We start from the raw sequence: 16,319 nt of genomic DNA, 5'->3' as shown, positions 1-16,319 counted from the left end.
CTTAATCATCTAGTTCAGGAATATTCTTACTGACTTTATCCAGCATTGGTGAAAAATCTTTTTGTCGTGTCCCGTGAGGGTCTATTTTCCTTTTCTTGTATTGTTTTGCTAGATGAAGGTACATTCTTCTTAACTGTTCTTTAGTTATTTCATCTGTACTTTTGTAAGCTTGTTCTTCTGCCAGCAAAAGTATCTCATCCAAAACTATTTCTTCATACCACCGCTCTAGAGCTGTAGCATAAATTTCGGCATCTTTATGGTTCATTTTAAGGTAGCCTATGCGTCGTTTGTTGAGACTATAAAAATACAATACTCGAGGTAATTCCCCTTTTTTCCTAAATTCACTATACAATACTCCTAAGTTTGTACCTCCAACAAGCTCCATACTTGGATTAATATGCCCTACATAGGCGATGGTATTAAGAGCATCTTGGTTTGAGTTTTTGGATGTGGCATGATAAAAAACAACCATTGCACTAAGTTGAACCGTTTTATTAGCAATTTTCAGAGAAAATTTGACATTCCGTCTGTAGTCGTTATTGTTTTTGTTAATCAGGTTGCCAGGAGACTTTGTGCGTAATGTGTAGCCTTTGGATGTAGGGTAAAAGCTCTCGAAGCTTGTAGAAAATCCCCGTAAAGTTGAGCGAGCTGTTACTCTGGCTTTTGCACGTAAGGCGTTCAATAGGGCGTAATTCATGGTAATGAACACACCTGAAATTAGTTTCTGGGTAGAGTCATAATCTTCTATATCATGAGGTAAGGCTGCTCCTTCTGAATGTCTTCTCGGGTAACGAATGGTGTTAGGGTCTATGTCTGGGTATATAAGGTTGGGGCCACGGTTTTGGTAATGCTCTATGGCCAAGGCCAAATTTAATAGTTCCATTTTTATTTCCTCCTTTTCAATAGCATCATATGCATGCCTTACCAATAGCCTCTTGAGCAAGTTTAGATCTTTATTTTTCTTGCGCCCATCATACCCTGGCCAACGTTTATTTTCTAATTGACGCAGAAGTGTCCACAACGTTTGATCATTTTTTTTAGGGTTTTTACCTGATTGATTGTAGCGTAAAACAGAGCTGACGAATTCTTGTAAATGTTCTTTAAAATCTTCTGGAGAAAGCAACCCTTTTTTATCACTTAATTTGAAATTCTTGGATTTTTCATTAGCCTTGGCAATAATTTCTTCATCAGATGGTGGTTTTTTATTTAAAATTTGTGATATGTGATGTTTACTTTTTTTTATGTACTTCTTGTATCTAATAACAGCAAACAGCATAAGAATGAGAGCTTTGATAGGGTCAGGCTTGTCTTCACCATCTCCGGGTCCATAGTGTGTAAGCAAACCTTCTTCCCCCTTCCTCCGCAAACTACCCGCCTTAGCAAAACTGCTCCCAAACTTGGCTTGCAAGGGTTGAGGGTTGTCTGCTGCTTGAATGCCATACTTGGGTGGCTTTATCGAGCGGGCTTTCGATTTGTCAAAAGGGGTAAGATTTGAGCTGGTACTCGTTTTTTTGGGAGTAGACTCTTTGGTCGTAAATGATCTCATAGAGCGTAAGGTTTTGAATGGGTTTGATACTGGCTTTAAGTTAGCAGTTTTTTTAGACATTTCAGGGTTTTTCAAGGCTTTTTTTATGAGGGAAGGTTGGGAGATTTACAGCCTTAGTTAGGTACTAATGTTACAAATCGCAAGTGATAAGCGTAGCGACAGTGCCGCTATAGTGGACTGTTCCCTTTTGTGAAGTACATATTTGCAAATAGGATAGCAAAGTGCGCATTAATTTAAGCCAACATTCTGAACTTGCCGAACTTGCCAGAGGGAGGCTTGCGTTTGCGAATAAAAAAATCCGAAAAACTTCCGTTGCCTGTATCAATCTTTGGTATATTGAATTGATAAAAATACTTCATCCAAATATAAAATATTGAACATTCAATGATGGATAACTATAAAGATACCCTCGTGGTGTTGATGAACAACCGGGCAGATTTTGACATCGCCAAAACCCAGGGCTGGTACCGCATACCAGTACGCCACACCCCCACCATTGTCAAAGAAGGACAACTCAAGTTCATTGCCTTTTACTTTACCAAAGCCTTTGGCAACGACAAGTACACCATCAAGTGGTTTGCCGAAGTAAACGACATTAGCCTGGCAAAACGCATCGAACTTTTTCCGGACGAAACGCCTAACAGCAAGACCAAAAAACAATATTACAAAATCTCGTTTTCAGCCCCCAATGTACTCTATAGGCCTATAGTAAGCGCCCGCCCTCGCCGTTTATTGTTTGTGCCTACTACTTCTTACAAGCTCTTCAACGCCTTGGAATTCAACGATATATTTGACAATAGTTTGTTGGAAGAAAAGGTCTGGAAGGCATTCTTAAAGCGGCAAATTTATGTAGAGCGCCAATTTAGGGTAGACACTAACCCTCAGGGTAGCCAATCGCACCACCTCGATTTTGCCATATTTTGTAAGCGTAAAAACATAGGGGTAGAGTGTGTGATGCCTGCCAATGCCACCCAGTTTACCAACGAAGAGATAGCGCAATACCGCCAAGCCAAAAACACCCTCGAAAATCTGGGCTGGTCTATGTATTACCTTACGCCCGATCAGGTAGACCAAAAGTTAGACGAAATATTTGCTGGGTTCAAAACCAAAATTATTGAATACGGCGGGCTCAAACCTCCTGAATATGGTTTTAAGTACTTGAACCCAAACAACGACAACCAGTTAGACCTGGAGCTGTTCTAGCAATGGGGCAAACGGTGAGTTTACCACCCCATGCGTGTCCGCAACGAAGCAACGTGCGCCACGTGGTGTTTGCCGTGCCAGGCATAAGTAGCCACCGCCTCGCGTAGGCTTACCTGTTGTTGGGTGGCAGGGTGTACAAAGGCTTTGTGGAGGTCGTTGGGGGTGAGGGCACGAAGCAATACGACCCAACGTTGATGCAAGGCATCGAGCAACTGTAGCGACACCTCAATGGGCATTGTTTGGTGGTAGTCGAGGGCTGCCCAGGCTTTTTCGTCGTAAGCCTTGATAGTAGGGGTGGGTTCGGTCAGCGTCCAGTGAAAGCGTACATAACTATTCATGTGGCTATCGGCTACATGGTGTACCAACTGGCGTACTGTCCAACCTTCAGGGCGGTAAGGCGTATCGAGTTGGGCATCGTTTAGGGCTTGGGTAGCAGCCCGCATTTGCTTAGGCAAATCAGCTATTTCGGCAATGCATTGGGTCAAATATTCTTGTGGCATTGAGTCGGGTATCATACATTGCCCAATGGGATAACTAAGGTTAGTAGTTGTCATCAGTGATCAGGTTTTATTTTTCTTCAATAATACACAAAACTTGGTAGGTGTACAACCTCATTATTTTTGGCGAAAGCCAACAGAAGGAATTAGCGCTTACCTTTGCCAAAGGCAATGCTGAGTTGTGCCAGATTGATGACCAATAAAAGCAGAGGAGTAAGCTTGAAAAAAAACAAGAGTGTTACAGTCCAGGTTTGGTCAAAAAAATATAAGCGCCATTCATGAAGGGTTTTAAAAACTACCTGAAGCTCAAAGCCTAATAGTAAGATAATGAACACGCTCCAGGCAATCATATAGACCAATATAAGCCCCATGGTGGCAAACCCGCTGCTGAGCCCTTTTTTGCGGCGTATATACAACCACCCAACTAAAACCCCCAAGGCTAACAATGTTCCAGTAATCGTAAAAAACAAGGGGCGTTGCCTGTCGAGAAAAAGAGCCGCAAATGCCAAGACGTATATTGAACTAAACACGAGTAGGCGGTAAAGAGACGCAAGCTCATTGGTAGCTTTTTTCATAAAAATAGGCTTAATTTATTGACCAATAGACTTGATTGTTTTCTCAGATTGATACAAAATAAAAGAATGCCCTTTGCACTACTACTTGGTAGCATAAAGGGCATTTTGTGGTTACTTTCTGAGCGTAACTGTACCCTTGTATTTGATCGATTTAAAATCGATATGGTAATAATATATGCCCGGTATGGCGTTGCCACCGCTCCATTCAAAGTTGCGGTCTTTGCTGCGAAATACCCGCCTGCCCCAACGATTGAAAATGTCTATTTGCCGAAACTGATACTTACAATTTTCATCGGGCAAGTTGGGCATTTTAAATACATCATTTTTACCATCATTATTAGGGGTAAATACATTGGCAGGCAAAAACTGGTCGAGCACCACTACCTTGTCTTTTATGATAAGTTTTACTGTGAGTGTGTCTTGGTTGCTGTTACACTTAAGTTTTTCGGTAATGATAAAATCAATCAAGTACTCATTGACGGAGTCAGGAACGGCAACACAGCTGGTAGTCCACGAAAAATCGCCCGAAATATTGCCTTTGCCCAATATTGGGTTAAAGTTGATGCCAAAAGCGGCAAGGTCAAACCCTCGTCCTACTGCTTCTATACACAGACTGTCGTTGTCTATGTCTACCCCCAACAAGCTAAAACCAATCACATCTTCTACTGTTACCGTGGTGCTGTTGCCTGTCAGGTTACTGCTGAGGTTGGGTGGGTTATTGGCGGGACGCCGGGCTATAAGTGTAAGCCTGATGGTATCGCGTTTGGGTAGCACACAGCCATCGTCAGAGGCAATTACATCAAAAATAAACGGCGTATTGGTGGCATCGGTGGCGAGGCATTCGGGCCAACAGAGGTCAAAGCTGAGCGAGTCGTTGGGGTTGCTGTTGGTTTGCAATGCATTGTTAAATATGGCGTCTCTGAGTTGAAAGTTGATGGGGTTGACCGACACAGAAATTTGTTGCCCAAAATCAGGGTCACGCACAAACACATCCAAACACCTCTCTTTTTCTAAATCAATGTAAATGGTGTCGCTGCTCGAATAATAGTTTACCTTCCCCTTTTCTCGTACAAATACTGCGGGCGATTGGTTGGTAGGGCAGTCGATCACCAAAATCTGAAAGTCTCGGCGAACCCTTCCTATGACTACTCCGTTGCGGATTTCTTCGCATAACACTGAGAAGACAAATAAGCCGAGCTTATCTGGCGTAACCGTAATGCGTCCGTTGGCGTCTATAGCCATGCCTGGGGCAATGGCATTGGTAGCATTTATGCCAAGTTGCCAGCTTACGTTGCTGTAGGGTGCCGGAAACGAACTATTTTCTAATACAGGTTGGTTTACATCGGTATTGCCTGCCAAAGGGGTCACAAAAGAATAACGCAATTGGTCGCCATCAGGGTCAGTAGCGCCAAATTCAAAGGTAAAAGGTTGGTTAATGCAGGCATAGTCACCTTTGAGGGTAAAAAACTCAGGCGAAGAATTGATAAATTGCGCATTGTTTCTGACTACCGCCGGAAACTCCATATAAAACACATTGCCTGTGCCTCCAGGGTTGTTTATATTGGTAATGATATTATTGCGGCAGCAACGCTCCCATACTACATAATAGCCCCTGGTATCGTCGAATACATTTGCTGAGAGCTCTAAGTTGGCTCCATAAATTATCTTGCGGGTAACCAGTTGCCCAATAGAACAATCAGGGTTAGTATAAGGTACATTTTGATCTTCTACTTTTTCTAGCAACACCCGCCCCATCAAGGTGTTGGTGCCTTTAGAGTAAATAGAAGCTGTTATGTCGTTGTCTTCTGCCTGAGGGTTGCCGTTGACATCGTCGAAATAAAGATTGAGTATAAGTGTGTAGTTGAAGCCGTCAATGTATTTAAGCTGAAACTCGCCCCCTACTATGTGGGTGGCGCGTAATGTAAAACACCCTAGCAGCAGGAAAGCAAGCGTTAAATAAAAATTTTTCATTGTATGTGGATTATATATTTTACCTAAGAGCTTGTTTAAATTTTCGCATTTAGCGTGATTTTCGATGAATTTTGTTTTCAGATGCGTTAAATTTTGAAGGAATAGCTACGCTATTGCAGATAAATTTAACAATATATGAGGGCAAAATTCGCGTAAAGTGCCTATTAGGTGAATTTTAAAAGAGCTCTAAAGTATCCTTTTTTTTGTAATAAGTTAAAAACTGTTGAACTTTGTTCTTAACATGAGAAGAAAAAAACAAGTTATTATACCAAACCTTACTATAGAAGGGGTGGCGGCCGAAGGAAAGTGTATAACACGATACGAAGATAAGGTCATATTTGTAGACGGCAAATTAGTAGCTCCACAAGATGTGGTTGATTTAAAAGTTACCAGAAAGCGAAAAAACTACATTGAGGCAATACCTGTTCAGTTTCATGAATACTCTCCCTTGCGGATAGAACCCTTCTGTAGCCATTTTGGTACGTGTGGAGGTTGCAAGTGGCAACACTTGCCGTATGAGCAACAGTTGCAGTTTAAGCAACAGCAAATCATTGACAACCTGGAAAGAATAGGTAAGTTGGATTTACCAGAAGTAAAGCCAATTTTGGGCTCAGCCCATACCCAGTATTACCGCAACAAACTGGAGTTTACCTTTTCTAACCGTCGTTGGATGACTAAGGAAGAAATTGCTACTGAAGAAAAAATTCAAGATCCCAATGCCTTGGGTTTTCATATTCCCAAACGCTTTGATAAAATTTTGGACATAGACCATTGCTATCTTCAGCCTGACCCTTCTAATAAGATACGGTTGACCCTGAAAAAATATGCAGTTGACAATGAACTTACGTTTTTTGATCAAAAAAATAACGAAGGTTTTTTACGTAATGTGGTCATCCGTAATGCCAACTCCGGCGATTTGATGGTTATTATGATCTTTTTCTATGATGATCAAAACCTGATTGTTCCCCTATTGGAGCATTTACATTCTGAAGTACCAGAAATTACTTCGTTGCAGTACATCATTAACCCTAAGCAAAACGATGCTTATCAGGACTTACCAGTAAAACTTTTTGCCGGAGAGCCCCATATTACCGAAACAATGCCTTCGCTTGATGAGGGAAAACCTACGCTTAAATTTAGGGTAGGTGCCAAGTCGTTTTACCAAACCAATGCTTCGCAAGCGTATGAATTGTATAAAGTAGCGGGCGAAATGGCTGACCTTAAAGGCAATGAGGTAGTGTATGACCTGTATACTGGCACGGGTACCATTGCTAATTTTATTGCCCATAAAGCAAAAAAAGTAATAGGGCTTGAGTATGTGCCTATGGCTATAGAAAACGCCAAGGTAAACTCAGAGATTAATAGCATAAACAATACTTCATTTTTTGCGGGCGACATTCAGCATTTGCTCGACGAAGAGTTTGTGGAACTACATGGGCACCCCAACGTAATTATTACTGACCCACCGCGTTCGGGTATGCACGCCGATGTGGTAGATATGCTTAAAAAAGCAAGCCCCGATAAAATTGTATATGTGAGCTGTAACCCAGCTACTCAGGCGCGCGATTTGGCTATGCTTGCCGATGAATACGACATTATAGCAGTACAGCCAGTAGATATGTTTCCGCATACCCACCATGTAGAAAACGTAGTGCTGCTTGAGCGTAAAGTGTTGGCAACAAGCTAAGCCTTCCTTACTTTGAAGAGTTTAGACAAGAGCTGGGTGGCTTTTCATCCAGCTTTTTCTGTGTATGGTGGTGCTGCAAAATAAAAAGTTGTCTGAGTTTACGATAATTTAATATAGCTTTATGTTATATATTTAGTGTAAAATTAATAATTTGAACTTCCTATCAAGCTGGTTGTATAACTTTATATCAGCAGGGGAGTCATATCAAAACCAATACATTTTCATGCAATATAAAAACTGGTTAGTATTTATTTTAATTACCCTATTTCTGTGCTGGCAACCAGTAAAAGCGCAGGATACCTTGCTAAGTTTGCAGGAACTTGAGCAAAAGGAGTTGTACAAAGTAATGGACGATGCTGTACACGATGCTGCCAACGCGTATTTGCTTAGCCTGAAAAACAAAGGCTTGAAAAAAGTGCCCAAAGAAATTGGGAAACTCAAAAAGCTCCAGATGCTCGATTTGGGCTTGAACCAAATAGATACCTTGCCTCCTTGTATTGGTAGTTTGAAATTTTTGCAAATATTAGACTTATGGGGAGATAAAATAGCCTACTTGCCTGATACTATAGGCAATTTGGTGCATTTGAAGTTTCTTTACCTGGACTATAACAAGCTGGTAAAGCTACCCAAAAGTATTAAAAAGCTGACTCAACTACAGGTAATAGACCTGGAAGGCAATAAGCTGACCCGTATACCATCCGAAATAGGGGCGTTGAAATCGTTGCGGGTGCTCGACTTAGAAAAAAACGGCATTTCAACTATTCCGAGTCAGTTGGGCAACCTGAGCCAGTTAGAAGTGCTAGACCTCGACAGCAATCAAATAAAACAAATACCTTACACCATAGGAGGGTTGCGTAGTCTCAAGTACTTGTACCTAAGAAATAACCTGATAGATTCGCTGCCCAACGAATTGAAAAACCTGGTAAAACTGGAGCACTTGTATGTGAGCAATAACCGCCTGGACAGCAGTTTTGCCAAAAGTCGTTTTTTGGGAAAACTGCAAAGCCTCAAGACCCTTGATTTGAGCAAAAATAGATTGGTACGTTTGCCTAAAGACATTGTACAGCTCAAGAACCTAAAAACGCTCATTCTTCACAATAATCAACTACAGGCGTTGCCCGATAGCCTGGGCGAAATAGAAAACCTTGAAGAGCTTGACTTGCGTAACAATCAATTGACTGTGTTGCCTAAATCGGTATTACAACTTGCCAAGTTAAAAAAACTGATACTGCGTAACAATCGCTTGACCGTGTTGCCTGAAGAAATTGCACAGATGAAAAACCTAAAGGAACTCGATTTACGGGGCAACTTTACTACTCCCACCGAGTCGCAGTCTGCTACTGGGTACGATGCCGAAAAAGAAAAAGCCAAGATCAGAAAATGGTTGCCTAATACCAAGGTCAGGTTTTAGCTCATTGATGAGCCAAGGTCAGGCAATGGGCGTTTTGCCAGAGGCGGTTTTGGGGAAATCACTTCCTCAAAGCTAAATATACGCCAAGGTGGGTGCTCATTTAAGTTGTACCCAACAAAAACAATTGATGACGCGTTCAAGTTACAAGATCAAACATTAATAGTTATGAAAAACAATCACCAGGTAACCTTTACTTACCACATCAAGTGGTGTCAACAACCTTCCTTGTATATTTTTACTTTGCCTCCTCCTTTTGCTTCATAAAGCATTTATTTGCAGTACTTTAATATGTTTTTTTGGATAATACCCGCGTGTTTTTGGAAGAACTTACTGGACAAGTTTTCTTTTTTGAGAGCTAAAATCAGTATTTTTGACCAAGACACAATAACAAATAGCAAAATAGTGACATTTAAAATTGTAGATGTATGGGAAATTTAGCAATTGTTTTGATGTTTACTTTCCTTTTTGGGTTAATTTTTATTGCCCCTGTTTTACGCGCAAAAGACACCCTAAGAAAAGTAGAGCAGTTTATGCTTTATTTGGCAAGTAACTTATCACTTGAGTTTCATAAAAAACCTCTTGCCAAAAAAGATCAAAAAATAGGTTATCCCGATGTATCGGGCGAAATAAACCAGCGTCCAGTACACGTATATGTAGAAGATACCAGCATTACCAAAGAAGAAAAGCATCAAATTTATGTAGAGGTGCCCTGTCATAATTTATTGCACCACGCTTTCAAGATTTATAAACGAGATATGTTTACCGAAATTTTGAGACCTGCGTATGACCACAGTGATGCGTATGAACGCGAAGATTTTGTGATGGAAAAATATGCGCTTGAATCAGAGGAGTATGGTTTTTTTGCTCATTTTTTGAACGATGACGTGTGCGATACACTCGTTGACGCACAAGAATTGGTACAAGGAATATTTGAATTGAACCACGGCATGCTCACCTATAAGGAGCCTACCAACACCTTTGACGAAGACAAAGCCGACCGCATAGAAAAAATTGTAAAAGTAAGTATACAAATTGCCGAAAGAGTAGATGCAATGGATTAGTACTTAGCTTGCCTCGCGTCATTGTTCCTGGTCTGTATTCTCTCCCTTATTTTTCGATTCAGACGTTGATGTATTATTACTTATCAACCGAAGCTCTACATTTTATTTTGTAGAGCTTTTGCTTTTGATACATTCTGTTTCTTTTTTATAATTTTACTTTTAGATTTTAGAGAGGCGTATTTTTTCTCAATTTATAGCTATCTTTACTTATTATTTGATATAACTTTGACGTTAGAAGAGTACAAATTACTATTATGAGTCTTTCAATCATAAAACCTGTTAGTTATAAAGGCTTGATAAAAATACAGTGAATATTGTACTATTAGGCTTTTTTTTTGTGGCTTCTTTGAGAAGCTGCAAATCAACAATTGCAAGGTTTTACCAGTGACTCCCTGAGTACCAGGAAAACTGTTTTTTGTATGTATTTTTCTAACCCCAATGAAGCATCCTGTGGCTTTGTCTGTATTGTAAGACATCTGTTGTTCTTACAAATAAGAGGGAATAAGGCAAAGCTGACAGCGTGTATTCATTCAACCACTAAACATTTAAGTAAATGAATATCAAAGCCATTATTTTTGACTTGGATGGCACGCTCGTAAACTCTGTACGAGACTATGCCGACACTGCTAACGATGTTTTAAACAGCTATGATTTTCCTACCCATACTTTACAAGATTATCAGCGTTTTTTAGGCAACGGTCTGGTAGACTTTGTGCAAAGCATATTGCCTGCTTGCTATGAGCCAGGTAGCCGGGTATTTGAGAAATGCCTTGAACAATTCAAGCGTACTTATACCGCCAACTGTTGTAATTATACTACCTTGTATACTGGCATTGTAGACCTGCTTGACGAATTGAGTTCTGCCAATGTACCCCTGAGCCTGTTGACCAATAAACCACAGGAAATGACGCTTAAAGTAGCCCAGGCTTATTTAGACCGATGGAGATTTTTTCATCTGATGGGCTATCAGGGTTTGTTTCCACAAAAACCCGCGCCCAATGCTGCCTTGCATATAGCTCAGAGCATAGGAATAGCCCCAAACAATATAGCCTTGGTAGGAGGTACCCCTACAGACATGCACACGGCACGCAATGCGGGTATGTATGGAGTAGGAGTAGCGTGGGGGTTTCGCTCGGTAGAAGAATTGCAAGAGGCAGGAGCAAGTAAAATTGTGACTGAACCAAAGCAAATCATCGATTTGGTCACCAACGCCTGTGTGGTAGGCTAATTAAAGAAGCACTCAATATATTGAAGTTTAAATGTGATACCATATTAGCACTTTTATAGGGCTGATGTGGTATTTTTTTGGTAAAATGTAGGGTTAAATAGATTGATTTTGTTTTTTTGCATATCCTTGAAAACAACAGCTACACAAACAATAATATCTTTTGAAGCACCGAGTCGTGGCTGAAATTAGCCTACTATTGTGTCATTGGTATGCATTCGATGACCAAGGCTTGCTGTTACTTATTTTTAACAAAAAACTCAAAGAGAGTTTAAATACTAACCACCATTACAATGAGAAAAATTGCATGTTTCGCACTTGCCGCGATGCTATGGGTATCGTGTGCCAAAAAAGAAGCCACTGTACAACCAGAAGCTACCGCTACTGCTCAAAAAAGCGTTTTTGCCACCAGTACCATCACCAAAGTACAACCCATGACCGGAATTGTGTTTTGGGACACTAGCCCGCATAATACATCTGATGCTATTTCGCTGGAGTATTCTTATATGTTGTACAATGACATTGTCAAGCAAAAAGGCATATATGACTGGAGCAAAGTAGAGCAAAAGCTCAATCAAATTGCCTCCAGAGGGCACCAAGCCATTTTAAGGTTTAGGTTTACCTATCCTGGCTACCAGACCTCAGTACCTGACTACATCAAGGCAATGAGTAACTACAACGAAACCACCGCACAAGTATGGGGTGAGCAAACCTATTATCCCGATTGGTCAAATACAGCACTTAAAAACTTTGTGCTTGAGTTTTACGAAAAGTATGCTGCCCGCTATGACCAAGACAAACGCCTGGCTTTTGTACAGTTGGGTTTTGGGCATTATGCCGAATACCATACTTACCCTACACCAGTGCAATTAGGTAAAACCTTTCCTGACAAAGTTTTTCAAACCCGTTTTTTTGAACACCTCGACCGGGTTTTTGAGCATACCCCCTGGAGCATTTCTATAGATGCTGCCAGTGATACCTATTCGCCCCTGAGTGCCAATCCCTTTTTGTTGAATATCAACTTTGGCTTGTTTGACGATTCGTTTATGCATAAAGAGCACAGTGATTACAATGAAAATAGTTGGAATTTTTTTAATCGCCAAAGGTACTTTACCGCACCAGCAGGAGGGGAGTTTAGCTATTACAGCGACTACGACCAACAAAATGTACTGAAACCTAACGGGGCGTATGGAGAGTCTTATGAATCGTACGCTGCGCGTTTTCATATTACTTACATGATTGGCAACGACCAGCCCGACTATCACGCTATGGAAAGAATAAAGGCTGCAAGTATGGCAAGTGGCTACAAGTTTGAAGTTACCAGCCTAAGCACTGAGGCTTGTGTTACTACCATCAAAGCACGCAATAATGGTGTAGCACCTTTGTATTATGATGCTTATTTTTCTATTGGTGGCAACCGGGCTACTACTTTGCTCAAGGGGTTATTGCCGGGTGAAGAAAAGACCTTCACTATTACTCATCACAGCGATGACAATACCTTGGCTATAGTGTGTGATCGTTTGTTACCAGGGCAAGAGATTCAGTACAAAAAGGATTTTTAAATTTTTAGTTTATATCATCTATTATAATTGATTCCCTTGGCTTTTATAAGCGAAGGGAATTAATTTTTTTTCTCTTCTTTACTCTCTTCCATCACCCCACTCCATTTGTGCTGCTTCAAATATCCATAAATGATTTTCTGCACATCCAGGTTATCTTTATAAGACTTTACATATTGTTTGGCCTCTTCAAAGCTCGCAATGGTTAGGTCTTTGTCAACATAACCAAAACCCAAATACCGTCCCTTTTCTATGGCTACTATTGATTGTTCATTTTTATTACGCCCCTTGCCCAACACCAAAAAAGTCCGCAAAGAATAACGGTTAAAAGTAGCAATGGCTTCTTCTACCCTTTCATTATAGTCTTCAGGGGTTTCTTCGCCTATACAAGCCCCTTTGCATTGTTTAATCTGGTAGTCAAAGCAAGATGTTTTGGTTTGATACAAGCCACAAAGTTTCATGCAGAGCTGGTATTCGCGTACTTTACTGTACAAAATCTCCCGTGCGGTATGCCCCGAACCACACATGGTGAGCGGAGTTTTGTTAGGCTCGGTTTCCAGTCTTGCCGCATACAAGCCCAAATAGCCGTCGCGGTGATTGCGGGTGTAGATACCCCAAAAATAGCGGGTACGACGTTGGGCACGGTTAAACTTGGGGTGGTGGCGTTTTATCTCGTCCGATTCCAGCAGCAAAGCCAGTAACTCACTTCCGGTGAGCTCATAGCTAATGCCCGCTACCTGACTTTTAAAATCAATTGATTTACGATTGTTGAGGTTTTGGGTAAAATGACTGCCTACCCGTTTTTTAATGTTGATGCTTTTGCCTATATAAATAATGTCGCCCTCTTCATTATGAAAATAATATACCCCAGTAGCTTCGGGTAGTGCCTGGTATTCGTCAAGATTTATTTTAGGCGGAAGGTTTTTTGCCTTAATTTCTGTTTCCACCACATTCTTGGTGAGTTTGCTGCTGTTTTTTTCCAACAATTTCTCAAAAATTTCTACGGTAGCTAAAGCATCGGCCGAGGCACGGTGGTGGTTGGTTAGTTGTATTTTAAAATGTTTACAAAGCTTGGCAAGGCTGTAGGATGGTAGCCCTGGAAACACCTTGCGGCTTACCCTTACCGTACACAAGGTTTTGCGGGTAAATTTATAACCCAGGGCTTTGAACTCTTCACGTACAAAACCATAGTCAAAATGAGCATTGTGTGCTACAAATACGGTTCCTTCGGTAATGGCAAGAATGTCTTTGGCTATTTCGTAAAATTTGGGGGCACTGGCTACCATTTCGTTGGTAATACCCGTGATTTGGGTAATGCGGTCAGAAATATAGCATTCAGGATTAACCAGCGAATGGAAACTATCTACCACCTGTTCGCCGTCGTGTTTATAAATGGCAATTTCAGTAATTTTGTCGTCAGTAGGGCGTAGTCCGGTAGTTTCTACATCAATGATCGTGTACATATACTTCTCTTAATTTGACTTTACTATCCAATTGGCTTCAAAAATAAGTAAAATCTAAGAGTTTTGTATAGTGGGGCTTAACTTTGGTAATTTTTTTAGCGTTTTTACTGCTTTTATGGGGCTTGTCCTTTGCCAAAAGCTATACCCTCACCCCAATCACCAAAATATCGTCTCTTTGTTCAGCGTTTTTCTGAAACTCTTTCCTGGTTTCTTCCAGATATGCCCTTTGGTCTTTCATGCTTTTTTGGGCGCAAGCCAAAATCGTTTCTTCAAACCTGCCCGTACCAAAAGATTTGCGCTGGGGGCTAGGCGAATCAACAAACCCATCGCTACTTAGGTAAAGCGTATCGCCAGAGTGAAGCGTAACTTGTTTGTTGGTAAAAACCCGTTCTTTTTCATGTTGGTGTCCTCCAATAGATACCCTGTCTCCTTTGAGCATCCCAAGTTCTCCCTGGTGTACATAGTACAAATTACGCTTGGCACCCGTGTAGGTCACTATGGTTTGTCCTGGCTGTTCACCATCGGCAAAACGACACAGGCATACATCCATTCCATCTGTGTTTTTCGAGTCGTGTTGTTTGAGCCCTTTGCGTACTTTTAAGTGAAGTCTTTGCAGCATTTCGGCAGGGTCAGTGATCCGTTTTTCGTTTACAATTTCATTAAATACTGTGTTGCCAATCATACTCATAAACGCCCCTGGTACCCCGTGCCCCGTACAATCTACCACTGCCAGTACCTTTTGTTGGTCAATCTCCGAAAACCAGTAAAAATCGCCCGATACAATGTCTTTGGGGTGAAAGATAATAAAGTACTCAGGAAAGTGCTGGGCAAGCGTAGCAGAAGTAGGCAACAATGCGTTTTGAATATTGCTGGCATACACAATACTCTTCTTTACTTGTTGGTTTTGTTTGTCCAGCGCGATACTTTTTTGTGCGGCAAAATCACGTTGGGCGGCCAGTTCTTCCTGTTGTTGCTGTAGCTCTTCGTTTTGGGTCAAAATTTCCGTTTTTTGCTCTTCAATCTGTACATTTTTTGTGCGCAACTTTCGGGCAGTTCGTCTAATGTTTACAAAGCCAATCATAGTGAGCGCAAGCACCACAATGCCCAACCCTATAATGCCTAGCCCATAGTACCGCAGTTGCTTTTCTTGCTTTAGCTCTTGGTCTTGCAGTGCTTTTTGGGCTTCAACTACTTGCCTGGCTTTTTGTTCTTTTTCTGTGTCGGCTTCTGCTTTTTTACGATCTGCCTCTGCTTTTTCCTTTTTTACCCTTTCGGTAATCGTCAACAACTTTTGTTTTTCGGTTTCTTGTTTGCGCCTTTCGGCAATGGCTTTTTGTTCGGCAAGCGCCAATAATTGTTCTACCCGTTGTTTTTCCAACTGTTGATTTTTAAGCTCAGCTTGCTCCAATGCCCGGTTTTTTCGGAGCAAAGCTAATTCTTTGTCTCTCTTTTCTTTCTCTAGTTTTGCCTGCTTTAGCGCCGCCGCTTGTCTATCTTTGTCCGCAAGCAATTGCCTCAGATTGTTCTCCATCTTTTCGGCGTTAATTTCTTTTTGCAAAATATCTTCTTGCTGTGCCCTGGCTTCGTCTTTAAACTGGTTTTTGAGCTGTTGCTGTAGTTGATAATACTTTTGCGACTCTTTAAACTTTTCTTCTTGTTCGTACACCTTTGCCATAATCTCGTAGCTAGTGGCAAGTGTCTGTTTATTGCCACTGGTTTGGGCAAGTTGAACGGCTTTTTTTACCTCACCCAAGGCTTTTTTATTTTTACCATTGATATAATGATTGGCCGCCATATAGTTGTATATATTGGCTGTTTGTGCCTGGTTTTTTTGTTTCAAAGACAAATCCAAAGCTTTGTCGAACTGCGTGCTTGCTTGTTCAAAATTGCCCACTTGCGAGTAAGCCACTCCCTGGTTAATCAGTATTTTAGTTTGATAGTGGGCTTTATCCTGCCCATTTGTGCGTTGACTCAAAGCCAGTGCCTTTTGGTAATATTCCATCGACTTGGCATTGTTGCCTGTTTGTTTATACAAAAAACCCACATTAGACTTCTTGCGAAAATATTAATATTGGTTAAAAAGTTATCTTTGTAGCATGAAAGCTTCAAAATATGCTGTTT

At 41.1% G+C, this 16,319-nt stretch carries 12 protein-coding genes; 6 read left to right on the top strand and 6 right to left on the bottom strand.

Features of this window, described 5'->3' with window-relative positions; translation table 11 throughout:
• Position 1: 1 nt before the first annotated feature.
• Positions 2–1,621, bottom strand: a complete 1,620-nt coding sequence (locus tag Q0954_RS11650) for a hypothetical protein (protein WP_299456986.1) — start codon at positions 1,619–1,621, stop codon at positions 2–4.
• Between the two features lie 309 nt (positions 1,622–1,930).
• Here Q0954_RS11650 and Q0954_RS11645 point away from each other — a divergent pair, with 309 nt between their 5' ends.
• Positions 1,931–2,749: a hypothetical protein gene (locus Q0954_RS11645; protein WP_299456985.1), complete on the top strand. Its 819-nt coding sequence runs from the start codon at positions 1,931–1,933 to the stop codon at positions 2,747–2,749.
• Positions 2,750–2,769: 20 nt separating this feature from the next.
• Here the strand turns inward: Q0954_RS11645 and Q0954_RS11640 are convergent, their stop codons facing one another.
• The 3 genes from Q0954_RS11640 to Q0954_RS11630 all read right to left on the bottom strand — a co-directional run bounded on the left by Q0954_RS11640 (position 2,770) and on the right by Q0954_RS11630 (position 5,792).
• Positions 2,770–3,303, bottom strand: a complete 534-nt coding sequence (locus Q0954_RS11640; RefSeq protein WP_299456983.1) for a YfiT family bacillithiol transferase — start codon at positions 3,301–3,303, stop codon at positions 2,770–2,772.
• Between the two features lie 89 nt (positions 3,304–3,392).
• The gene (locus Q0954_RS11635) at positions 3,393–3,821 is read right to left on the bottom strand and encodes a hypothetical protein (RefSeq protein ID WP_299456981.1); all 429 of its coding nucleotides are present in this window, start codon (positions 3,819–3,821) and stop codon (positions 3,393–3,395) included.
• A gap of 111 nt (positions 3,822–3,932) precedes the next feature.
• A complete protein-coding gene (locus Q0954_RS11630; protein ID WP_299456979.1) occupies positions 3,933–5,792 on the bottom strand; it encodes a gliding motility-associated C-terminal domain-containing protein in 1,860 nt (619 codons plus the stop codon).
• A 241-nt stretch (positions 5,793–6,033) separates the two neighbouring features.
• Between Q0954_RS11630 and rlmD the strand changes: the two genes are divergently transcribed.
• From rlmD to Q0954_RS11605, 5 genes are all read left to right on the top strand, one after another.
• Positions 6,034–7,479, top strand: a complete 1,446-nt coding sequence (rlmD, locus tag Q0954_RS11625) for a 23S rRNA (uracil(1939)-C(5))-methyltransferase RlmD (RefSeq protein ID WP_299456977.1) — start codon at positions 6,034–6,036, stop codon at positions 7,477–7,479.
• A 223-nt stretch (positions 7,480–7,702) separates the two neighbouring features.
• Positions 7,703–8,890, top strand: coding sequence for a leucine-rich repeat domain-containing protein (locus Q0954_RS11620; protein WP_299456976.1), 1,188 nt, complete (start codon positions 7,703–7,705; stop codon positions 8,888–8,890).
• A gap of 425 nt (positions 8,891–9,315) precedes the next feature.
• A complete protein-coding gene (locus Q0954_RS11615) occupies positions 9,316–9,951 on the top strand; it encodes a hypothetical protein (RefSeq protein ID WP_299456975.1) in 636 nt (211 codons plus the stop codon).
• A gap of 553 nt (positions 9,952–10,504) precedes the next feature.
• Complete coding sequence (locus Q0954_RS11610; protein WP_299456973.1) at positions 10,505–11,179, top strand: HAD family hydrolase; 675 nt, start codon at positions 10,505–10,507, stop codon at positions 11,177–11,179.
• 290 nt (positions 11,180–11,469) lie between these two features.
• Positions 11,470–12,738 carry a hypothetical protein gene (locus Q0954_RS11605; protein ID WP_299456971.1) on the top strand — a complete coding sequence of 423 codons (1,269 nt, stop codon included), beginning with the start codon at positions 11,470–11,472 and terminating at the stop codon, positions 12,736–12,738.
• Between the two features lie 59 nt (positions 12,739–12,797).
• On the opposite strand, the gene Q0954_RS11600 is transcribed toward Q0954_RS11605, so the two are convergent.
• Together Q0954_RS11600 and Q0954_RS11595 are read right to left on the bottom strand one after the other, a co-directional pair.
• Positions 12,798–14,198 carry an exonuclease domain-containing protein gene (locus tag Q0954_RS11600; RefSeq protein WP_299456969.1) on the bottom strand — a complete coding sequence of 467 codons (1,401 nt, stop codon included), beginning with the start codon at positions 14,196–14,198 and terminating at the stop codon, positions 12,798–12,800.
• Positions 14,199–14,337: 139 nt separating this feature from the next.
• Positions 14,338–16,242 carry a SpoIIE family protein phosphatase gene (locus Q0954_RS11595; protein WP_299456968.1) on the bottom strand — a complete coding sequence of 635 codons (1,905 nt, stop codon included), beginning with the start codon at positions 16,240–16,242 and terminating at the stop codon, positions 14,338–14,340.
• Between the last annotated feature and the right edge of the window lie 77 nt (positions 16,243–16,319).

It is taken from the genome of uncultured Microscilla sp., assembly GCF_947493425.1.
Taxonomy (GTDB): Bacteria; Bacteroidota; Bacteroidia; order Cytophagales; family Microscillaceae; genus Microscilla.
The sequence above is the reverse complement of the archived record's forward strand: the minus strand, read 5'-3'. Positions and strand labels throughout refer to the sequence as shown.